Raw genomic sequence first — 20,727 nt, forward strand, 5'->3', positions numbered from 1 at the left:
AGAAAATGTTTAGAAAATTAAAATATACCTTTATCGGTCGACCACTCAAGTCTCTCACAGACGGCGAAGGGGGATTACTTGGAAAAATGCAGGCACTTGCAATGTTATCCAGTGATGCCCTGTCTTCTATTGCCTATGGACCTGAACAAGTCATTCTCGTTTTAGTTAGCCTCTCTCCTCTCGCCATTTGGTGGAGCCTCCCTATCGGTATTTTTGTCCTCTTACTGCTCGCTAGTTTGACTATTTCCTATCGTCAAATCATTCATGCCTATCCTCAAGGTGGAGGGGCTTATATGGTCACTCGGGAAAATCTCTCCCCTGAACTAGGCTTGATTGCAGGGGGCAGCCTCCTTGTTGACTATATGCTGACAGTAGCCGTATCCGTTGCGTCTGGAGCTGATGCTATTACAGCAGCCATCCCTGCCCTCCATCCCTACAATCTTCATATCTCTATTTTCCTAGTCTGCCTGCTCATGCTCTTGAATTTAAGAGGATTGAAAGAATCTGCCAGCTCTCTGATGATTCCCGTCTACCTCTTTATCTTCAGTACCGTCTTTCTCTTGCTTTATGGATTCTTTCAACTATTTACAGGTTCCCTAAACTATCAGGCGACTTCAACCATTGGACAAACTGTTCCGAGCCTTTCCATCGTTCTCCTATTGAGAGCCTTTACCAGCGGTTCGGCCTCTCTGACAGGGGTTGAGGCTATTTCAAATGCGGTACCATTTTTCAAAACTCCGAAAGAAAAGAATGCTGCTCAGACCTTAACCATCATGTCGCTGATTTTAGGATTTCTTTTTGCAGGCATCACCTTCCTAAACTACTGGATGGGCATCACGCCTCAAAACGGAGAAACCATCCTTTCGCAAATGGCCAAGGGCATTCTTGGTGATTCATTCTTTGGTCATGCTAGCTACTATCTCTTCCAGTTCTCAACAGCCTTAATTCTAGCTGTAGCTGCAAATACTGGCTTTTCAGCCTTCCCTATGCTAGCTTACAATATGGCTAAAAACAAGTACATGCCCCATCTCTTTATGGAAAAGGGGGATCGTCTCGGCTACTCCAACGGTATCTTAACTCTGGCCTTCGGGGCTATGATCCTTCTTCTCATTTTTAACGGGAATACTGAACGCTTGATTCCTCTTTATACTATCGGGGTCTTCGTCCCCTTTGCTCTTTCTCAGACTGGAATGATTCGCCATTGGAAAAAGGAAAAAGGAGCAAACTTCTTAAAACCTGCCTTTGCTAATATCCTTGGGGCCATCATTTGTTATGCCATTGTCCTCATTTTACTCCTCTTCAGACTGGGTGATATCTGGCCTTTCTTCCCAATTATCCTAGTCTTAACCTTCCTCTTTTTGTCCATTCACAACCATTACCAAAAAGTGGCAAAACAACTACGACTCTATGAAGGAATTGAAAAACGCACTTACGACGGCAACCTTGTCCTTGTCCTAGTAGGAAATGTTACTCGAGTAAGTGTCGGAGCCATTAACTACGCTCAAAGCATCGGTGACGAAGTGTTAGCCATGCACATTTCTACTAAAGAAACGGTTGAAAAAGACCAAGAAATCCTTCAGGAATTTGCCGATTACTTCCCAAATATCACTCTGAAGAATATCAATACCAGCTACCGCGACATCATCACCCCTAGCGTTAAGTATGTCAAGCGAATCGCCCAAGAAGCTAAGCAAAAAAACTACACCGTTACAGTCCTTGTCCCACAGTTTATCCCTAACAAGCCTTGGCAAAATATCCTGCACAATCAAATGAGCCTCAAACTAAAATACGCTCTCAGATGGCATGAAGACGTCGTTGTCGCTAGCTACTCTTATCACTTAAAAGAATAAAGAAAAGGCCCTACCAGAACCAAAAAGCGTCTGGTGGGGCCTTTTTCTGAATCCAGCCACTATGCTTAACTAAAAAGCATGACTAGGAATATTATTGAATGTGGTTAGCTAAATCTTCCTGAGCTTTTTTATTGGACTCAGTTTTTTCTTTTTGCCATTTTTCATAAAGTTCTTGGTACTGTTTCGCAGTCACGGGTTCTTTTTGCAACTCAAGGTATTTGTAGTTATCCGCATCCCCTTTGTGTCCGACAAATGAGAAGGCTCCTGTGAACGGTACAGTCTTACGGAATATTGGATTAGCTCCTCCACTTTGAACTGGCAGAAAGAGAGCACTATCTGTTAGCCAAGCTTGAACTTCAGCAAATTTTTCATAGCGAGTCTGAGTATTTTCAACCTCATTGTCTGCTGTGTCCAACAACTTCTTGTAGGTAGAGAGACCGATTTTTTCCTTGACATCATTGTCTTTCCCTGGAGTCAGGCCAAGATTTTTTAACTGAGAACCAGAGTCTGGATCCAAGAGGTCAAGATATGTCTTAGGATCAGAGTAATCTCCACTCCAGCCCGAAATATCGATGTCATAGTCCTTTTGTTCAGCTGTGTCAGCAAAGAAGGTTGCATTGTCTTTCTCGTCTGGAGACAATTGAATCACATCGATAACAATATTATCTGATCCAAGTGTCTCCTCAACCGTCTGCTTGAAAGAACTTGCTTGCTGTACATCCAACTTGGCAGTCTGGTCTACCGGCATGTCTAAATGGATAGGGAAGGTCACACCTTCTGCCTGCAAACTTTCTTTGGCTTTGGCAAATTCTGCCTTGGCTTTATCAGCATTCAGGAAAGCAGGTTGCGCGTCATTCAGATTAATATTTGACCACTCTGAACCATAGTTGACCATCTTTTCATTGACAGCATCTCCAAAATTCTTTCCACCGATTTGAACAAAGTTGCTTGGTGTGACAGTGTTTCGAAGGATACGGTCAGCTCCATCTTCTCCATTTGTCTGGGCAGCGTAGGCATGACGGTCAAAGGCAAAGTTAATCGCCTGACGGAAGTCTTTATTTTGCATAGCTAGACGCGAATCTGTTTTTTCTTTATCCGTCTGTTTCATGGTTTGATTGTAACTTTGACGGTTGACATTGAAGAGATAGTAGAAAGTCACAGCATCCTGAGGAGTATAGGTAATCTTATCTTCATTCCCTTTTTTCAGCTGGTCAAAGACAGAACTTGTCGGGAAGATACGTCCGTCTGTGTAATTGCCTTCTAAGAATCCTCGAGCCAAACTATCTTGGTCTGAACCATCATAGAAGGAAAGTTTTACCTTCTCAATCTTGACATTGTCCTTATCCCAGTAATTAGGGTTCTTTTCAAACTCAATTAAAGATTTTGAAGTGAAAGACTTGAACAAGTATGGCCCATTGGATAAGATACTAGATGGAGTAACACTTCCAAAATCGTCTCCCTTAGATTTCAAAAAGGCTTCATTGACAGGACTCAAAATTCCTCCTGTTGTCTTTGAATTCCAATAAGACTCCGGCTTGTTCAAGGTGTATTGGAGAGTATAGTCGTCCACTGCCTTGACTCCAACCGTCTCAAAGTCAGATGTTTTCCCTTCGACATAATCTGCCAAACCTTTGATCGAATCCCGTACCAAGTACAAGTTCTCAGCCTTTTTATCCGCTGCATACTTGAGACCCGTCACAAAGTCATGAGCTGTCACTTCAGCGTATTCTTCTCCTTCAGAGGTATACCACTTAGCCCCTTGGCGGATTTTGTAGGTATAGGTCAAACCATCTTTTGATACAGTCCATGACTCTGCCATAGAAGGGACGAGATTGCCGTACTTATCATTTTCCAACAAACCATCAATCAAGTTTGTCGTAATGCTAGAGGTCGAGCCACGTGTTGAAGTGATATAGTCTAATGTATCTGGATTGCTTGCAAATACATAAGAGTAGGTTTTATCTGTATTTGATTGTGCCGAACTACAAGCCGCCATCAAGAAGCTTGCACTTAAAATTCCAGCCCCTAGTAGGAGGGCTTTTGATTTCTTCATAACTGTTCTCCATTTTTATAGTATATGAAACATTATACATTATTTCAGAAAAAATATAAAGTATTTACAGACTGATATTATAGGAAAAAAGAAAAGCCAGTAGACTCGAGTTCCTACTGACTTCTTTGTTGAATTCGTTTGGATTATGCAGCCAAAACTTTGCGTCCTTTACGACGACGAGCTGCCAATACGCGACGACCGTTTTTAGTTGACATACGGTTACGGAATCCGTGTTTGCGCGCACGACGAAGTTTACTTGGTTGATAAGTACGTTTCACGATGAATACCTCCTCATAGATTTTGTATTCGTTTAGCCGGCTATAAAGTGATCAGTTACTAAACATACTTTACTATTCTATCTGATTCTGCCACTTTTGTCAATAGCTCCAAGCAAATGTTTTCTAGCTTTTCCTATGAAAGCCCTTATCTACGATACTGTTTTAAGAAACGAGTCATCTTTTCTTGGATTTGCGCCAATTCGTCCACACGTGGGAGGTAAACGATACGGAAATGGTCTGGTTCCTTCCAGTTAAAACCACGACCATGAACCAAGAGAACCTTTTCCTGTTTCAAGAAATTAAGGACGAACTGTTCATCATCATCGATGCGGTACATATTGCGGTCAATTTTAGGGAAGATATAAAGACCCGCCTTTGGCTTGACCGCAGACAAACCTGGAATATCTTGAATAGCATTGTAAATGAAGTTTCTTTGCTCATAGATACGACCACCAGGAAGGAGTAATTCGTCCACTGACTGGTGCCCACCTAGTGATGTTTGTACGACTTGCTGGGCCAAAACGTTAGAACAAAGGCGCATGTTGGACAGCATATTGAGACCTTCGATATAGCCTTTAACATGGGTTTTAGGCCCAGACAAGACCATCCAACCTACACGGAAACCAGCGATACGGTGGGATTTTGACAGACCATTCATGCTGACACAGAAGACATCTGGTGCCAAGCTTGCCACAGGCGTGTGTACATGCCCATCCATCACCATACGGTCATAAATCTCATCCGCAAAGATAATCAAATCGTTTTGACGAGCAATCTCAATAATCTCCAGCAAGAGTTCCTTAGGATAAAGGGCTCCAGTTGGGTTATTTGGGTTGATAAGGACGATAGCCTTGGTATTGGAAGTAATTTTTGACTTGATATCGTCAATATCTGGGTACCATTCTGCAGCTTCATCACAGATATAGTGAACGGCATTTCCCCCAGCTAGGCTGACCGCGGCTGTCCAGAGAGGATAGTCTGGCATAGGCACCAAGACCTCATCGCCATTATCCAAAAGCCCTTGCATGGACATAACAATCAGCTCACTGACACCATTTCCAAGGTAAATATCATCAATATCCACATTTGGGAAGTTCTTCAGTTGACAATACTGCATGATGGCCTTACGGGCTGAGAAAATCCCTTTGGAGTCAGAATACCCCTCACTATCACGCGCATTCATAATCAAATCATGAATGACCTCATCTGGTGCTGTAAAGCCAAATTCTGCTGGATTTCCTGTATTCAGGCGTAAAATCTTTTCACCATTTGCTCGCATCCGCATAGCTTCTTCCAAAACAGGGCCACGGATATCATAGGCAACATGCTCTAACTTACTAGACTTGTTATATTCTTTCATCTTGTTTCCTCAATTCATCGAGATAGTAACATTATACCACTAGAAAGGGATTGCGACAAGTTTCCTGAAATGAGCAAACAAAGAAAAAACTTACAACGACTAGGTTCTCACCGTCTAAATAACTAGAAGGAAGAATCATTTCTCACATACCAAAAGACAAACCTAGAAAGACCAATGCTAAAAAGGAATCATACAAAAGATTAAACATGAGAAAGAGCCCCCACGGGATCAAATAGTCCAAGCGACCACTTCTCTTTGCAATCACAAATAAAATGATGTGGTAGACTAGGTGAAAGAGAAGAAATCCAACAAAACCTGGATAGAGAATAGGCACGACTCTTTCCAGCTGCCAAAGCATCACTACTTCTCCTACAAGTGATGCAAGGATAATTCCATGATAAAGAAGACTTATTTTTTTAGAAGCTTGAACAGACTCTTTCATACTTTCTCGTCCCTTCACTATGTTTCCTAATATCCCGTTTTCTTTTATTTTAACATATCTCCACCAAATCGAATCTCCGATAATATTTATTTAAATATGATTTTTACTTTACTTCTTTAGTGAAAAGGATTACAATAAAAGTAAGAAAATTTCAGGAGGTTTCATTATGGCACAACGTTACCAAAATGTTATGGTTGCAATTGATGGTTCTAAAGAGGCAGACTTGGCTTTCGTCAAAGGTGTTTACACTGCTCTACGCAACGAATCCAAACTCACCATCGCCCATGTTATTGACACACGCGCTCTTCAAAGCGTGTCCACCTTTGATGCTGAAGTTTACGAAGAACTCCAAGTCGACGCTGAAAGTTTGATGAAGGAGTACGAAAAGCGTGCGAGAGATGCGGGCGTGACGGATATTCACATCGTCATCGAAATGGGAAATCCGAAAACCCTCCTTGCCCGTACCATTCCAGACGCAGAAAATGTTGACCTGATTCTCGTCGGTGCAACAGGTCTTAATGCCTTTGAACGCCTCTTGGTTGGCTCTTCATCTGAGTACATTCTCCGCCATGCAAAAGTCGACTTACTGGTCGTAAGAGAACAAGAAAAAACATTATAGGAACACAAAAGGAGCCTGCTAGGCTCCCTTTTTTCTTACTTATTTCTCTCTTTATGTCGCTCATAAGCCTTGAGTTGACGCTGCAGTTCCTTTCTGATAGCAGGTTCTGGAGCATATTTTTCGTCCCAGTCATCCGGTTTTAAGATTTTATGTGTAACTGGATCAAAATGGGCTTTTCCATCAGGAAACACCTTCCCCATGTTTGCCTCATGCACAATATCAAAGATGCGTTCTGGATCCACTCCCATCAGGGCAAAACTGCCGTAAGTAAAATACAGTGTATCGATTAAGGCATCAACCTGCCCGATTAGATCTTTTTGGGCAGGCGTTTTTTGCCTCACCTTTTCGGCTGCCTTATCAAGTGCCGCATGCATGCTTGCAAGTGACTGCTGGAATTCTTCCTCCGAAGAACTTGCCGCGCGGACAAACTCTACTAATTCTTCAATTTTAAAGTCTGCACGATGGGTCGCCCCTTCAATATCCCATGCCTGTGGTTCTTCCTGAGTTCGTTCATCCATCATGTGATGGAAGGTCTTGACTTTATTAAAGTGGTAGTCCCGACTGACAAACACTTTTTCTGAAGCCAAAACACCAAAGTGCTCGAGCGCCTTGTGGATGCCATCTTGTTGGTTACTTGCTGTAATGTGCTTGGCAACTCCTTTAACACTGCTACTGCCATTTCCCATAGCGACTGACATACCAACACCTGCCAACATTTCCAGGTCGTTGTCTGAGTCACCAAAGGCCATGACTTGGTTGAGATCAAAGCCATACTCTTTCCCAACTCGGCGAATGCCTTCTAGTTTGGAGTTCCCTTGGTTGATGATATCTGCAGCAAAAGGATTGCTTCGAGTTAATTTCAAGTCGTCAAAATCACTTGCAGCTTTCTCAGATTCTTCGGGTGTCATCAGCATTAACACTTGATAGATTGGTTCATTGATCAAACGAAGTAGATCATCTTCCTTTTGAGGAACTGCCTTGCTGACCATTCGATTAAAGGAACGGCTAACGGTTCTTGTTAAGCCAGTTGGAATGAAACGGCTAACCAGCTGTGAAAAGGATCCGAGACCAAATGACATAATTTTCGAACCAACAACAGCATGCTCGGTTCCAAGAGCGATTTCTTTTCGCTCCTTTTTAGCATAGGCAATCAGTTGACGCAGACTTGACTTGGCAATCGGGCTAGCAAATAAGACTTTTTCTTTGTTAAAGATATATTGTCCGTTATAAGTTATTGCAAAATCCAGATCTAAATCCTCCATCAATTCCTTGACAAAGAAAGGCCCCCGTCCTGTCGCCACTCCGACAAGTACCCCTTGTTCTTTCACAATCCGAATCGCGTCCTTAGTGGATTTCAAAACACTCTTACGATCGTTGACTAGCGTTCCATCGATATCAAAAAAAACAGCTTTGACTTCCATCCTATCCCATTCTCCCCTTTTGTGTTACAATGATTATACCACATTTCAGAAAGAGTGAGTAATTCATGCCTAAGAAAATCCTTGTTTTACATACAGGTGGAACTATTTCCATGCAAGCTGACGCCACTGGTGCCGTTGTAACTAGCCAGGAAAATCCCATGAACCATGTTTCCAATCCGCTTGAAGGGATTGAGGTTTATGCCCTAGACCTTTTTAACCTGCCAAGTCCCCATATCAAACCCAAGCATATGCTTGCGCTCTATCATAAAATTAAAGAGGAAGCAGACCACTACGATGGAGTTGTCATCACACATGGGACAGATACGCTAGAGGAAACTGCCTACTTCCTTGATACCATGAAAATTCCGCCCATGCCCATCGTTCTAACAGGAGCTATGCGTAGTTCAAACGAACTCGGTAGCGATGGAGTTTATAACTATCTGAGTGCTTTACGAGTTGCCAGTGATGATAAAGCAGCCGACAAGGGTGTGCTGGTCGTCATGAATGATGAGATTCACGCAGCAAAGTATGTTACCAAAACCCATACGACCAACGTCGGTACCTTCCAAACTCCAACACACGGACCACTTGGTCTCATCATGAAGCAAGAAATCCTCTACTTTAAAACAGCTGAGCCTCGTGTCCGTTTTGATCTCGAACATATTCAAGGTCTGGTTCCCATCATCTCGGCCTATGCAGGTATGACAGATGAGCTGATTGATATGCTTGACCTAGATCACCTAGATGGATTAGTCGTTCAAGCTTTTGGAGCAGGTAATGTACCCAAAGAAACAGCTCAAAAATTAGAAAGTCTCCTCCAAAAAGGCATTCCAGTCGCCTTGGTTTCACGTTGTTTTAACGGAATTGCAGAACCCGTTTACGCCTATCCAGGCGGAGGAATTCAATTACAAGAGTCTGGCGTTTTCTTTGTCAAAGAACTCAATGCTCAAAAAGCTCGCCTCAAATTATTGATTGCTATCAACGCGGGACTAAAAGGACAAGAACTTCGCAATTACATGGAAGGTTAAAATTGAAAATCAGGAAATCTTCTCGATTCCCTGATTTTTTCTATTTGCGTTTTCGTGTCGAACGACGTTCTGTCAAACCGTGAGGCAGGAGAACTTCACGTTCTTCCAACTCTTCTTTATGCATAATCTTGGTCAACATACGCATACTGATAGCACCAAGGTCGTATAGAGGTTGAGCAATTGTCGTTAAGTTTGGACGAGTGAATCGTGCAATTTGAGAATCATCTGTCGTAATGATTTCAAACTCTTCCGGTACAGAAATACCGTGATCTGCCAAGCCATTTAACACACCCGCAGCCAATTCATCACCTGTCACAACCGCGGCTGTAGCCTGTGAAGAAACCAAGCGCTCTGCCAAGGCATAGCCATCATTATAGCTGTATTTAGACTCAAATACCAAGCCCTCGCTATAAGGGATTCCTGCCTTTTTCAAAGCTTCCTTGTAACCAATCAATCGAATTTTACCATTGATATCATCAACAAGTGGTCCACTGATAAAGGCAATCTTTTCATTTTCCTGAAGCAAATGAGTTACTGCATCAATCGTTGCTTGTTTGTAGTCAATATTAACACTTGGCAACTGGTGTTCGATATCCACCGTTCCTGCAAGGACAACTGGTGTCCGAGAACGAGAAAATTCTGAACGAATCTTTTCAGTCAAGTGATAGCCCATAAAAATGATCCCGTCAACCTGTTTTGAAAAGAGAGTATTAACTACTGAAACTTCTTTTTCATCGTCTTCATCACTGTTGGCTAGGACGATATTGTACTTATACATCTCTGCAATATCATCAATCCCCTTGGCTAGGGTTGAAAAATAGCCATTAGTAATATTTGGAATCACAACACCAACTGTCGTGGTTTTCTTGCTGGCCAAGCCACGCGCTACCGCATTTGGACGATAGTCAAGACGATCAATCACCTCTAGAACTTTTTTACGAGTATTCTCTTTGACGTTCTTATTACCATTCACTACACGGCTAACAGTTGCCATTGAAACCCCAGCTTCACGGGCAACATCATAAATCGTTACTGTATCATCTGTGTTCATTCTGTTTCCTTTCTATATTGAAAATTTCGCTTTCATACATCTGCTTACTCCATTTTATCACTTATTGTAAACACTTTCAAGTATTTTTTAGAGAAACTTTGAAAAAATTTCACAACCTATTCCCATTTTGAAAAAGCGAGTACGATTTCTTGATTTTTGGGATGTTTTGCTGTATGATAAGGAAAAATAAAAGGAGGGAGGGAATGTTTATGGCTTTTACAAATACTCAGAGACGTTCTGCCAGTTTTGGCGTTGTGACCAGCTTGCCTGACGATGTTATCGACTCTTTATGGTTTATTATCGATCATTTTTTGAAAAACGTCTTTGAATTAGAAGAGGAACTCGAATTTCAACTACTAAACAACGAGGGGACCATTACCTTCCATTTCTCTAGTCAGCACCTGCCGACTAGTATCGACTTTGATTTTAATCATCCCTTCGACCCTCTTTACCCTCCTCGGGTTCTTGTTTTAGACATGGACGGGAAAGAAACCATCCTCCTTCCTGAAGAAAATGACCTATTTTAAAAACTCTAGCTTCTCGGCGCAAACTGCTGAGGAACTAGAGTTTTTTCTATTTGTTCAATTCTTGATACAAGTAGCGTATCGGCTGTTTGAGTACTGGATGAATAAAATGGGGAGCTATTTCTTGCAGAGACTCAAGGACAAAGAGGCGTTCTGCTACATAAGGGTGAGGCAAGATGAGGTCGTCTGTATAAATGACTTGGTCCTCCACAAAGAGCAAGTCCAAATCAATCAAACGTGGTCCCCAATGCACCTCTCGAACCCGTCCCATCTCTGACTCAATGGCTAATAATGTTTCTAACAAGACTGGTGTTGGTAGCCAGGTTTCCACCTCAACCACTTGATTGACAAAACTATCCTGTTCCACACCACCCCAAGGCTCCGTCGTTAAGACACTAGACTCTTTGAGAATATGGATGCCTCGAGTCCGCAGTTTATGAATAGCTTGTTCCAAGTTCGCTTGCTTGTCCCCCATATTGCTTCCTAGGGCGATAAAGGCCCGCTGCTTACGACGGTGAATGATCACCGAGCAGGTATCCAACGGTAAATGCACTGGAGCCCAAGGTTTTTTGAGTTCCAACTCAATTTCTTGGACAAGAGGATAGGTCTCAAAGGTACGCTCTACTAGTTTGTAGGCTACCGTTTCAATCAAGTCCTCAGTGGTTTCCTGAAACCAAGTCGTCCACTGCTGACAAAGTTCCCCATAATGAATAGAAGCTGTCAAGTCCAAGTCTGTCGCTGCCTTGGTCATATCATAGGATAAGATTGCGGAAATAACAAACTTCTGCCCCAATTCTTTCTCACTAGGAAAAAGACCATGATAGGCAAAAATTTCCAAATCTTTAATCTGCAGTTGATCCATAACTAGTCCTTTCTAGAAAAATCCGCATGAAGCGGATTCTTTTTATAGTCCCATTAAACGATAAGCCTGGTCTCGGAGGTCCTTATCTGTTTCAAATAGACCACGAGCTACTGTCGTCAAGGTTGCAGTGCCTGGTTTTCGAACACCACGCATGCTCATACACATATGCTCTGCCTCAATGACAACAAAGGCTCCCTTAGCCCCCAGATACTCCATCAAGGCATCGGCCACTTCGATATTCAACCGTTCTTGAATCTGTGGTTTTTTAGAGTAGACTTCAACCGTACGGGCTAGCTTAGACAAGCCTGCCACACGACCATCTGGAATGTAGGCAATATGCGCTCTCCCATAGAAGGGCAAGAAGTGATGTTCACACATGGTGTGGAAAAAAATATCCTTTTCCACTACCATATTGTCATCAATAATCTCAAAGGATTTTGACAAATATTCCTCCGCTGTTTGACCAAGACCTGAAAAAATCTCTTGATACATACGGGCTACACGAGCAGGTGTTTCCTGTAATCCCTCGCGGTTAGCGTCCTCACCAACAGCCTCGATAATCATTTTTACAGCCGTTTCAATCTTTTGTGTATCCATTCTCGTTCTTCCTCTCCATCAGGTAGGCTCTCACTTGGTTCAAGAAATACAAGGAACCCGTGACAATCCTAACTGTTTGTTTCTCTTCATTTTTATCTGTCAATTTCTGCTCTAGAAAATCCTGCCAACTTTGGTAATTGAGATTTCTAGACTTGGCTATCTCTTTCAGCACGCTTTCATCCGTCGCCCGACTATCGTCAAAATGGGTTAAAGTCAATTGACTATCTGGCAGCGTTTCTAGCAAATCCAGCATATCGTCCAAGGCCTTGGTTTTGATGCAAGTAAAGAGGATTTCCTTATGATAATCCGCAAAGCGTTCTTGCAAGGTTGCTAACAAAGCCTTGATAGCATGAGGATTGTGGGCCCCATCTAAAAACAGCAAGGAGTTACTAGACACGACCTCCAAACGCCCTGGCCATCTAGTTTCTTTCAAAGCTTGAGCAACCAAGTCATTACTTGCTAATTCTCGCCCAATCTCCTGACAATAAGTGTCTAGGAGAGCAAGCGCCATCCCCGCATTCTCTATCTGATGCAAACCAAGCAGACCTGTTTGAAAGCGACCTTGTCTGACAGAACTGCTATAATCAAAGATTTCACCCGTCACCACACTTTCTTGATGACTGACTTGATAATCTCTCTCATATCTTATTCTCGGTGCATCTTTCCCTTCCGCAATGCGGTCAATAACAGCCAGGGCTTCTGGAACAATATGACCTGTCACCAAGGGAATGCCTTGCTTGATAATACCAGCCTTCTGCTCTGCTATGGCTTCCAAGGTGTCACCAAGTAGGGCTACATGGTCCAGTCCAATGGTCGTAATTCCTGTTAAAATTGGCTGGCAAACATTGGTACTATCCAGAAGGCCACCCATACCGACTTCCATGATGGCCACATCTACTTTTTCAGTGGCAAAATAATCATAAGCTAGGGCAGTGATAATCTCAAACTCGGTCGTTTCTTGTAAAACAGCGCCCTTCTCCCCCTCAAGCAAAGACTCATAGTCTGCCATCAGGGCTTCTAGCTTCACTTCTGGGATGGATTCCCCATTGATGCTAATCTGGTCTGTATAATGAATGAGATAGGGCGAGCTGAAAACACCAACTCTCAGACCTAGCTTTTCCAGCATATTTTTCAAAAAAGCAATGGTCGAACCCTTGCCATTGGTCCCTCCGATATGGATGACCTTGAGTTTGAGATGGGGATTACCTCGCAGGGCTAGGAGTTCTACCATTCGCTCCAAACCAAAATGCGGTTGGTCCGTCCGGTAGTGGGCAATCCACTGATTGTTTTCAATTTCTTTCATCTTATTTATATTGTTTTAAATCTAAATTTTCCGCATCATCTGCCAAATGAATGGCTGACGCAATTTCAACCGCCATCCTGTGACTGGCCACATCGTGCACGCGCACTACTTCGACCCCCTGTCTCGCAGCGATACTGGTTACATGAGCCGAAGCCGTGTCCCGATTGCGGAAACCAACTTCCGTCTCAGGATTAACTTCAAAACCATTTTCTTCTAGGATATTGATGACAAACCGCTTGCGCGAAACACCAAGAAAGATTGGATAGCCTTGCTGGTGTAGTTTGTCCAAATCACGTAGAAGGAGTAGATTTTCTTTCTTAGTCAGACCAAAACCAATCCCTGGATCCAGCATGATCTTATCTTTTGCAATCCCAGCTTGATCCGCTCTCGCCAAAGCTCGTTCAAAGAAAGCCTTCAACAAATCTTCGATTGACAATTTTTCAAAGTCAGCTAACTCTTTCTCTGTAAATGATTGTCCAAAACCAAAACGAGGAAATATGAGCGAGCTAGGGTGCTGAGGTCGCGCCATGACTGGATTAAACATGATGACTACTTGCGCACCAGCCTTAGCAACCACATCCGCCATTTTTTCATCACCCAAGAGACCAGTGATATCGTTGACCAGATTGGCGCCAGCAGCCAAAGCAGCCTCTGCCACCTGACTTTTCCAAGTATCGATAGAAATGAGGACATCACTTTCCTCACGGATAGCTTTGATAACTGGGACAACACGCTGGATTTCTTCTTCTATCTCAACATAGCTACTTCCAGGGCGAGTCGATTCTCCACCGATATCTAGCATACTTGCTCCTTCAGCTATCAATTTACGGGCTTGCTGGAGAGCCTGATCAACAGCAAAAAACTGCCCACCATCCGAAAAGGAATCTGGGGTTACATTGATAATTCCGCAAATGGCTGTTTTTGCCTGACTAGCTTTATTGGACATAGGGTCACTCCTCAAGGTTTTTCACCACATTATTTCTCTATTTTACCATAAAAAGAAAAAGATGGATACGCCAGCATTCATCTTTTCCAAGTAAGGAAATGGTCTAGAAAGGTAAGCCTACATTTCGACTAATCAAAACCAGTAAAGCCAGCAAACAAAAGGCAATACCATTGACAATCATATGAAGCAAGATCGACATCTCTAAACGTTCTGTTCTGTAGGCTGTCCAAGTTAAAACTGTCGACATTCCTCCATAGATAAGGAGAGAAGGCAGATTGGTCGGTGTGTGGAGCAAGGCAAAGACGACTGCACCTACAAGATAACCCAACTTCTCCTTCCCGCGGAAGATCTTTTTAGGGATAATTCCACGACACAATATTTCCTCACAAATAGGAGCAATCAGAACCAGTAAGAAAAAACTGGAAATCAGCGAGCTATTCTGAACCAGATTATTAATAGTTGATTGATTGCTGGTCGTAGATTCATTCATCAGACGAAGCAAGGCAGAGCCGAATAAGTTACTTGTGAAAATAACCAAATAACTCAAAACCAAGCGGGCCAGATCTTTTGCCTTGAAAAAAGAAAGATTGAAGGTCGCAATCTCTGTTTTTCGCGCACTAAAGATAAAAACAGTTAGAATAGCAACCGACAGCAAAGCCACCAAGAGTCCTGACTGGAGGAGTGGGAATTGTCTAGCAGATAAAAGGGCAGATAAAATTAAAGGAAGTTGGGATAACACCAATCCTATTAAAAAAATCAACACCCATATTCCTCTATCCAGAATTTCTTGCCAGATACCTTTTTTCTTCATGATGTACCTCCTTATAATAAAAAGGGGAGACTCCCCTTTTTCTATTATACCATTTATAGCTTATAGCGCCATGCTAATATAGTTCAGGATGAACAAGGCATCCAAAATCCAAATCATCACGTGCACATCCTTGGCTTGACCTTTGACAACTTTTGTCAAGGTATAAGTCAAGAAACCAACAGCAATACCTTGTGTGATAGAGTAGCTGAATCCCATAAAGATAGATGTGAAGAAGGCAGGAACCGCTTCAGCCATATCATCCCAAGGAATGTTTTTCAAGTTAGAAAGCATCATGATTCCGACGATGATCAAAATTGGCGCTGTTGCAGCTGTCGGAACAATCGCTAGAAGTGGGCTAAAGAAGCTAGAGAGAGCAAAACAGATTGCAACAACTAGGGCCGTCAAACCAGTACGTCCACCAGCACCGATACCCGCCGCAGACTCAACATAAGTCGTAACGTTTGAAGTACCTGCAATGGCACCTACTGAAGTCGCCACCAAGTCAGAGTAAAGAGCCTTGTCCAATTTAACTGACTCATGGTTTTCCCCACTTGTCGCAACGATACCAACTTTTTCACCAGTACCGATAAGAGTACCAATTGTATCAAAAATATCCGTTAGTGAGAAGGCAAGAATAGCCATCAAGGTTTCTGGTAAACGTGAAGTGTTTGAAATCAAAGATCCTAAACCTTCTGAACCCAGAGCAGCACCAAACAAAGTTCCTAAATCATTAACCGCTGATGAAAGATTGTTGCTAGCGAAGTCAATCCCTGACAAATTCACAACACCAACAGCAATGGCAAGGACAGTCGTTGTTAAAATAGAAAGAATAATTCCACCTTTGATGCCTTTAACAACAAAGAAGATGGTAATAGCCAGACCTGCAAGAGCCACCAATACTGCTGGAGTATTGAAGTCTACCAATCCTGGAACAGCTGCTGAGTTTGCAGTAAGTGCAGCTTGAGCCTTATCTGCTCCTTCACCTGCTACAGTATAAGTACCTGGATCGATTGAGAATTTCAAGAGACCAGCATTCTTAATCCCTACATAAGCAAGAAAAACACCAATACCAGCCGAAATAGCTGAACGAAGTGTTGTAGGAATGGATTCGATAATCATTTTACGAACATTTGTCAAGGTAATAATCAGTGAAATAATTCCACAAATGAAGACCATACCAAGAGCTTCTTTCCAAGTATAGCCCATCCCAAATACAACTGTAAATGTAAAGAAGGCGTTCAATCCCATACCTGGCGCTTGAGCGTAAGGCAAGTTAGCATAGAAAGCCATCATCAAGGTACCAGCTACCGCACCGATAATCGTTGCTAGAAAGACACCTTGAGCAGGCATACCAGTCTGCGAAAGCATTTGTGGGTTTACAAAGAGAATGTAACTCATTGCAAAGAAAGTCGTTAAACCAGCGAGAACTTCTGTACGAACATCTGTTCCGTTCTCTTTTAGTTTAAATAGTTTGTCCATGTTTAATCTCCTTTTGTTTTTTTACGAACAATATGAGTATTATAACATTTATTATTCACCTTTTCAATATGTTTGTTTGATTTATTTAACAAAATGAAATTTCTATTTTTTGTTTTGAGTCTGTTTTTCTTCTTTCTTTTTGATATAATAGTAGACATCTTATCTGGAATGTACTAGGAAGGTTTATATGACTAAAAAAATTATCGCAGTCGATTTGGACGGAACCCTGCTCAACTCAGAGAGTAAGATTTCAGATTTTACTCGAAACACAATTAAACGAGTTGCTGAAAAAGGCCACCATGTCATCATCACTACTGGGCGCCCTTACCGTATGGCAAAAGAATTTTATCAGGAACTAGAGTTGCACACACCTATGATCAACTTCAACGGTTCCCTTACCCATCTACCAGGGCAGACTTGGGAACACGAAAAGTGCTTGACCTTGGACAAAAAATACCTCTTAGACATGGTCAAACACAAAGAGGATATCCAAGCCGACTTTATTGCAGGAGAATACCGCAAGAAATTTTATATCACGGCTCCTAATGAAGAAATTGCCAATCCCAAACTATTTGGTGTAGAAAATTTCCAACCAGAAAATCAATTCAAATCTGAATTGGTAACCAAGGACCCTAACTGTATCCTTTTGCAAACAAGAGTCGATGATAAATACGCACTAGCAGATGAGATGAATCGTTTTTACCAACACCAACTAGCAATCAATACCTGGGGAGGCCCTCTTAACATTCTCGAATGTACACCAAAAGGGGTCAACAAAGCCTTTGCTTTAGAATACTTGCTCAATGTTATGAACCGTGACAAAAAAGACCTGATTGCCTTTGGAGATGAACACAATGACACCGAAATGCTGGCTTTTGCAGGCAAAGGATATGCCATGAAAAATGCCAATCCCGATTTGCTACCATATGCTGATGAGCAACTCTCTCTGACAAATGATGAAGATGGTGTTGCCCATACCCTACAAGATTTATTCCTATAACGCTTAACGCTCAAAAAGTTAGCTTGTGCTAGCTTTTTTGATTTTCACAATTTTTCAATTAATCGGCCTGTTTTCATTTTTTTATATTAAATTACTCTCTTATTTTTTCATACATTTCCACAAAATGTTTATATATTAACATTTTGTAAACGAGTTTTCATTGAAAATCAACACATATTTATAAGAAATGGTTGCTTTTTGTTTGAAAACGGTTTATACTTAAAGTTAGGCTTAAAGTTTTCTTAAACACACAGTCAAACATTTTAAAGGAGGAATGACAATAATGAGTATCGGAATCATTATTGCGAGCCACGGCGAATTTGCTGCGGGTATTCATCAGTCCGGATCTATGATCTTTGGTGAACAAGAAAAGGTTCAAGTTGTAACCTTTATGCCAAACGAAGGTCCAGATGATCTTTACGCTAAATTCAACAACGCTGTGGCTGCATTTGACGCAGAAGATGAGGTTCTAGTATTGGCTGACCTTTGGAGTGGATCTCCATTCAACCAAGCTAGCCGCGTGATGGGAGAAAATCCTGAGCGTAAGTTTGCCATCATCACAGGGCTTAACTTGCCGATGTTGATCCAAGCCTACACAGAGCGCCTTATGGACGCGAATGCAGGTGTGGATAAAGTCGCTGCGAATATCATTAAAGAAGCCAAAGATGGCATCAAGGCTCTCCCTGAAGAGCTTAACCCAGTTGAGGAAGTTGCCACTGCTGCAGCTGCTCCTGCTGCCCAAGCTGCTATTCCAGAAGGAACAGTTATCGGTGACGGTAAACTGAAAATCAACCTTGCTCGTCTAGACACTCGTCTCCTTCACGGTCAGGTTGCAACTGCTTGGACACCAGATTCAAAAGCAGACCGTATCATCGTTGCTTCAGATAACGTTGCAAACGACGAGTTGCGTAAAGAATTGATCAAGCAAGCTGCTCCTAACGGAGTAAAAGCCAACGTTGTACCAATCAAAAAATTGATTGAGGTTGCAAAAGATCCTCGTTTTGGTAACACACATGCTCTTATCTTGTTTGAAACACCTCAAGATGCCCTTCGTGCCATCGAAGGTGGCGTGCCAATCAAGACCCTTAACGTTGGTTCTATGGCCCACTCAACAGGTAAAACAATGATCAATAACGTCTTGTCTATGGACAAAGATGATGTTGCAACATTTGAAAAAATGCGTGACCTCGGTGTTGAATTTGATGTACGTAAAGTACCAAACGACACGAAAAAGGATTTGTTTGACTTGATTAACAAAGCGAACGTCCAATAATTTTATTCTGTTTTATCATTTTTGAAAACAGGATTAAGTACTTTATTAAAACTAAATAGAAAAGGAATAAAACCATGTCAGATATTTCAATCATTTCTGCTATCTTGGTTGTAGTTGTTGCCTTCCTTGCAGGTCTTGAAGGTATCCTCGACCAATTCCAATTCCATCAACCAATCGTTGCATGTACCCTTATCGGACTTGTAACAGGTAACCTTGAAGCAGGTGTTATGCTTGGTGGATCTCTTCAAATGATCGCCCTTGGTTGGGCAAACATCGGAGCTGCCGTAGCTCCTGACGCTGCTCTTGCATCTGTTGCCGCAGCGATCATCTTGATCAAAGGTGGTAACTTTACTACTGAAGGTATCGCCGTCGCAACAGCCACAGCTATCCCTCTTGCTGTAGCTGGACTTTTCTTGACAATGATTGTTCGTACAATCTCAGTTGCCTTGGTTCACTCAGCTGACGCAGCTGCAAAAGAAGGAAACATTGCGGCTGTTGAACGCGCTCACTACTTTGCTCTTATTCTTCAGGGTCTTCGTATCGCGATCCCTGCAGCCTTCCTTATCGCTATCCCAGCTTCCGCTGTTCAAGACGCTCTTGGCCTAATGCCAGAATGGTTGAATGGTGGTATGGCTGTCGGTGGTGCTATGGTCGTTGCCGTTGGTTACGCTATGGTTATCAACATGATGGCAACTCGTGAAGTATGGCCATTCTTCGCAATCGGTTTTGCACTTGCAGCGATTTCTCAATTGACTTTGATTGCCCTTGGTGTCATCGGTGTTGCCCTTGCCTTCATCTACCTTAACCTTACAAAACAAGGTGGAAACGGTGGCGGCGGAGTTGCGACTTCTAACGACCCAATCGGTGATATCCTAGAAGACTACTAGAAAGGGGAACAATCATGGCTGAAAAAATTCAATTATCAAAATCAGATCGTCAAAAAGTTTGGTGGCGTTCACAATTCCTTCAAGGTTCTTGGAACTACGAACGTATGCAAAACTTGGGTTGGGCTTACTCATTGATCCCAGCCATCAAAAAATTGTACACTAAAAAAGAAGACCAAGCGGCTGCTCTTGAGCGTCACCTTGAGTTCTTTAACACTCACCCATACGTAGCTGCTCCAATCATGGGGGTTACTCTTGCACTTGAAGAAGAACGCGCTAACGGTGTTGAAATCGATGACGCGGCTATCCAAGGGGTTAAGATCGGTATGATGGGACCTCTTGCTGGTATCGGTGACCCAGTATTCTGGTTTACAGTTCGCCCTATCCTTGGAGCTCTTGGTGCATCACTTGCTGCATCTGGTAACATTGTTGGTCCCCTTCTCTTCTTCTTCGGATGGAATGCTATCCGTATGGCCTTCCTATGGTATACACAAGAGTTCGGTTACAAAGCTGGATCTGAAATCACTAAAGACATGTCTGGTGGTATCTTGAAAGACATCACTAAAGGAGCTTCTATCCTCGGTATGTTCATCCTTGCCGTTCTTGTACAACGTTGGGTATCTATCAACTTTACTGTTAACCTTCCAGGTAAACAATTGGCTGAAGGTGCCTACATCAACTTCCCAGAAGGACCTGTATCAGGTGCTGAATTGAAAGGAATTCTTGGTCAGGCTCTTAGTGGTTTGAGCTTGGATAGCGTTCAACCACAAACACTTCAAGGTCAGTTGAACTCATTGATTCCAGGATTGATGGGACTTCTCCTTACTTTCCTCTGCATGTGGTTGCTTAAGAAAAAAGTATCACCAATCGCAATCATCCTTGCTCTCTTTGCAGTAGGTATTGCAGCTCGTTTCCTTGGTATCATGTAATTCAAGCCATCGAGAAT

Annotated in this window: 20 protein-coding genes; 8 read left to right on the top strand and 12 right to left on the bottom strand. The window is 42.5% G+C overall.

Annotation, left to right across the window (positions count from 1 at the left end; genetic code table 11):
- The first annotated feature begins 5 nt into the window (after positions 1–5).
- On the top strand, positions 6–1,850 hold the full coding sequence (locus tag D8801_RS03260) for an APC family permease (protein WP_125847835.1): 1,845 nt from the start codon (positions 6–8) through the stop codon (positions 1,848–1,850).
- A gap of 91 nt (positions 1,851–1,941) precedes the next feature.
- On the opposite strand, the gene D8801_RS03265 is transcribed toward D8801_RS03260, so the two are convergent.
- The 4 genes from D8801_RS03265 to D8801_RS03280 all read right to left on the bottom strand — a co-directional run bounded on the left by D8801_RS03265 (position 1,942) and on the right by D8801_RS03280 (position 5,983).
- Entirely contained in the window at positions 1,942–3,903 is a 1,962-nt protein-coding gene (locus tag D8801_RS03265; protein ID WP_125847837.1) for a peptide ABC transporter substrate-binding protein, read from the bottom strand.
- Between the two features lie 143 nt (positions 3,904–4,046).
- Positions 4,047–4,181: a 50S ribosomal protein L34 gene (gene rpmH, locus D8801_RS03270; protein ID WP_000831905.1), complete on the bottom strand. Its 135-nt coding sequence runs from the start codon at positions 4,179–4,181 to the stop codon at positions 4,047–4,049.
- Between the two features lie 145 nt (positions 4,182–4,326).
- Positions 4,327–5,541, bottom strand: coding sequence for a pyridoxal phosphate-dependent aminotransferase (locus D8801_RS03275; protein ID WP_125847839.1), 1,215 nt, complete (start codon positions 5,539–5,541; stop codon positions 4,327–4,329).
- A 142-nt stretch (positions 5,542–5,683) separates the two neighbouring features.
- Positions 5,684–5,983, bottom strand: a complete 300-nt coding sequence (locus D8801_RS03280; protein WP_125847841.1) for a hypothetical protein — start codon at positions 5,981–5,983, stop codon at positions 5,684–5,686.
- A 166-nt stretch (positions 5,984–6,149) separates the two neighbouring features.
- Here D8801_RS03280 and D8801_RS03285 point away from each other — a divergent pair, with 166 nt between their 5' ends.
- Entirely contained in the window at positions 6,150–6,602 is a 453-nt protein-coding gene (locus D8801_RS03285; RefSeq protein WP_125847843.1) for a universal stress protein, read from the top strand.
- 35 nt (positions 6,603–6,637) lie between these two features.
- On the opposite strand, the gene D8801_RS03290 is transcribed toward D8801_RS03285, so the two are convergent.
- Positions 6,638–8,023 carry a Cof-type HAD-IIB family hydrolase gene (locus D8801_RS03290; protein WP_125847844.1) on the bottom strand — a complete coding sequence of 462 codons (1,386 nt, stop codon included), beginning with the start codon at positions 8,021–8,023 and terminating at the stop codon, positions 6,638–6,640.
- A 65-nt stretch (positions 8,024–8,088) separates the two neighbouring features.
- On the opposite strand from D8801_RS03290, the gene D8801_RS03295 reads away from it, so the two are divergent.
- Entirely contained in the window at positions 8,089–9,051 is a 963-nt protein-coding gene (locus D8801_RS03295) for an asparaginase (protein ID WP_125847846.1), read from the top strand.
- A 40-nt stretch (positions 9,052–9,091) separates the two neighbouring features.
- Here D8801_RS03295 and ccpA read toward each other — a convergent pair whose 3' ends face one another.
- Positions 9,092–10,102, bottom strand: a complete 1,011-nt coding sequence (ccpA, locus tag D8801_RS03300) for a catabolite control protein A (RefSeq protein ID WP_001090631.1) — start codon at positions 10,100–10,102, stop codon at positions 9,092–9,094.
- Between the two features lie 209 nt (positions 10,103–10,311).
- On the opposite strand from ccpA, the gene D8801_RS03305 reads away from it, so the two are divergent.
- A complete protein-coding gene (locus D8801_RS03305) occupies positions 10,312–10,629 on the top strand; it encodes a DUF960 domain-containing protein (RefSeq protein ID WP_000886039.1) in 318 nt (105 codons plus the stop codon).
- Positions 10,630–10,675: 46 nt separating this feature from the next.
- On the opposite strand, the gene folK is transcribed toward D8801_RS03305, so the two are convergent.
- The 6 genes from folK to D8801_RS03335 form a co-directional block, all read right to left on the bottom strand.
- Entirely contained in the window at positions 10,676–11,488 is an 813-nt protein-coding gene (gene folK / locus D8801_RS03310) for a 2-amino-4-hydroxy-6-hydroxymethyldihydropteridine diphosphokinase (RefSeq protein WP_061418226.1), read from the bottom strand.
- 42 nt (positions 11,489–11,530) lie between these two features.
- Positions 11,531–12,085 carry a GTP cyclohydrolase I FolE gene (gene folE, locus D8801_RS03315; protein ID WP_061418228.1) on the bottom strand — a complete coding sequence of 185 codons (555 nt, stop codon included), beginning with the start codon at positions 12,083–12,085 and terminating at the stop codon, positions 11,531–11,533.
- Positions 12,066–13,388: a bifunctional folylpolyglutamate synthase/dihydrofolate synthase gene (locus D8801_RS03320; RefSeq protein ID WP_125847848.1), complete on the bottom strand. Its 1,323-nt coding sequence runs from the start codon at positions 13,386–13,388 to the stop codon at positions 12,066–12,068. Before D8801_RS03320 ends, folE begins: the two co-directional genes overlap by 20 nt.
- A 1-nt stretch (position 13,389) precedes the next feature.
- Complete coding sequence (gene folP, locus D8801_RS03325; RefSeq protein WP_125847850.1) at positions 13,390–14,334, bottom strand: dihydropteroate synthase; 945 nt, start codon at positions 14,332–14,334, stop codon at positions 13,390–13,392.
- A gap of 103 nt (positions 14,335–14,437) precedes the next feature.
- A complete protein-coding gene (locus D8801_RS03330; protein WP_125847852.1) occupies positions 14,438–15,145 on the bottom strand; it encodes a CPBP family intramembrane glutamic endopeptidase in 708 nt (235 codons plus the stop codon).
- Positions 15,146–15,205: 60 nt separating this feature from the next.
- On the bottom strand, positions 15,206–16,624 hold the full coding sequence (locus D8801_RS03335) for an NCS2 family permease (RefSeq protein ID WP_125847854.1): 1,419 nt from the start codon (positions 16,622–16,624) through the stop codon (positions 15,206–15,208).
- A 187-nt stretch (positions 16,625–16,811) separates the two neighbouring features.
- Here D8801_RS03335 and D8801_RS03340 point away from each other — a divergent pair, with 187 nt between their 5' ends.
- From D8801_RS03340 to D8801_RS03355, 4 genes are all read left to right on the top strand, one after another.
- Positions 16,812–17,624 (top strand): Cof-type HAD-IIB family hydrolase, encoded by an 813-nt coding sequence (locus D8801_RS03340; RefSeq protein WP_125847856.1) that lies wholly within the window; start codon positions 16,812–16,814, stop codon positions 17,622–17,624.
- A gap of 283 nt (positions 17,625–17,907) precedes the next feature.
- Entirely contained in the window at positions 17,908–18,897 is a 990-nt protein-coding gene (locus tag D8801_RS03345; protein ID WP_125847858.1) for a PTS sugar transporter subunit IIB, read from the top strand.
- Between the two features lie 74 nt (positions 18,898–18,971).
- Positions 18,972–19,784, top strand: a complete 813-nt coding sequence (locus tag D8801_RS03350; RefSeq protein ID WP_125847860.1) for a PTS mannose/fructose/sorbose transporter subunit IIC — start codon at positions 18,972–18,974, stop codon at positions 19,782–19,784.
- A 14-nt stretch (positions 19,785–19,798) separates the two neighbouring features.
- A complete protein-coding gene (locus D8801_RS03355) occupies positions 19,799–20,710 on the top strand; it encodes a PTS system mannose/fructose/sorbose family transporter subunit IID (protein WP_125847862.1) in 912 nt (303 codons plus the stop codon).
- Positions 20,711–20,727: the final 17 nt, after the last annotated feature.

Origin of the sequence: Streptococcus oralis (genome assembly GCF_003943415.1) — a bacterium.
Taxonomy (GTDB): domain Bacteria; phylum Bacillota; class Bacilli; order Lactobacillales; family Streptococcaceae; genus Streptococcus; species Streptococcus oralis_BJ.

Excerpts from the sequence above, each read along its gene's own strand:
- D8801_RS03260 (WP_125847835.1), top strand. The coding sequence starts at position 6 with ATGTTTAGAAAATTAAAATATACCTTTATCGGTCGACCACTCAAGTCT.
- D8801_RS03265 (WP_125847837.1), bottom strand. The coding sequence starts at position 3,903 with ATGAAGAAATCAAAAGCCCTCCTACTAGGGGCTGGAATTTTAAGTGCA.
- D8801_RS03275 (WP_125847839.1), bottom strand. The coding sequence starts at position 5,541 with ATGAAAGAATATAACAAGTCTAGTAAGTTAGAGCATGTTGCCTATGAT.
- D8801_RS03280 (WP_125847841.1), bottom strand. The coding sequence starts at position 5,983 with ATGAAAGAGTCTGTTCAAGCTTCTAAAAAAATAAGTCTTCTTTATCAT.
- D8801_RS03285 (WP_125847843.1), top strand. The coding sequence starts at position 6,150 with ATGGCACAACGTTACCAAAATGTTATGGTTGCAATTGATGGTTCTAAA.
- D8801_RS03290 (WP_125847844.1), bottom strand. The coding sequence starts at position 8,023 with ATGGAAGTCAAAGCTGTTTTTTTTGATATCGATGGAACGCTAGTCAAC.
- D8801_RS03295 (WP_125847846.1), top strand. The coding sequence starts at position 8,089 with ATGCCTAAGAAAATCCTTGTTTTACATACAGGTGGAACTATTTCCATG.
- ccpA (WP_001090631.1), bottom strand. The coding sequence starts at position 10,102 with ATGAACACAGATGATACAGTAACGATTTATGATGTTGCCCGTGAAGCT.
- D8801_RS03305 (WP_000886039.1), top strand. The coding sequence starts at position 10,312 with ATGGCTTTTACAAATACTCAGAGACGTTCTGCCAGTTTTGGCGTTGTG.
- folK (WP_061418226.1), bottom strand. The coding sequence starts at position 11,488 with ATGGATCAACTGCAGATTAAAGATTTGGAAATTTTTGCCTATCATGGT.
- folE (WP_061418228.1), bottom strand. The coding sequence starts at position 12,085 with ATGGATACACAAAAGATTGAAACGGCTGTAAAAATGATTATCGAGGCT.
- D8801_RS03320 (WP_125847848.1), bottom strand. The coding sequence starts at position 13,388 with ATGAAAGAAATTGAAAACAATCAGTGGATTGCCCACTACCGGACGGAC.
- folP (WP_125847850.1), bottom strand. The coding sequence starts at position 14,334 with ATGTCCAATAAAGCTAGTCAGGCAAAAACAGCCATTTGCGGAATTATC.
- D8801_RS03330 (WP_125847852.1), bottom strand. The coding sequence starts at position 15,145 with ATGAAGAAAAAAGGTATCTGGCAAGAAATTCTGGATAGAGGAATATGG.
- D8801_RS03335 (WP_125847854.1), bottom strand. The coding sequence starts at position 16,624 with ATGGACAAACTATTTAAACTAAAAGAGAACGGAACAGATGTTCGTACA.
- D8801_RS03340 (WP_125847856.1), top strand. The coding sequence starts at position 16,812 with ATGACTAAAAAAATTATCGCAGTCGATTTGGACGGAACCCTGCTCAAC.
- D8801_RS03345 (WP_125847858.1), top strand. The coding sequence starts at position 17,908 with ATGAGTATCGGAATCATTATTGCGAGCCACGGCGAATTTGCTGCGGGT.
- D8801_RS03350 (WP_125847860.1), top strand. The coding sequence starts at position 18,972 with ATGTCAGATATTTCAATCATTTCTGCTATCTTGGTTGTAGTTGTTGCC.
- D8801_RS03355 (WP_125847862.1), top strand. The coding sequence starts at position 19,799 with ATGGCTGAAAAAATTCAATTATCAAAATCAGATCGTCAAAAAGTTTGG.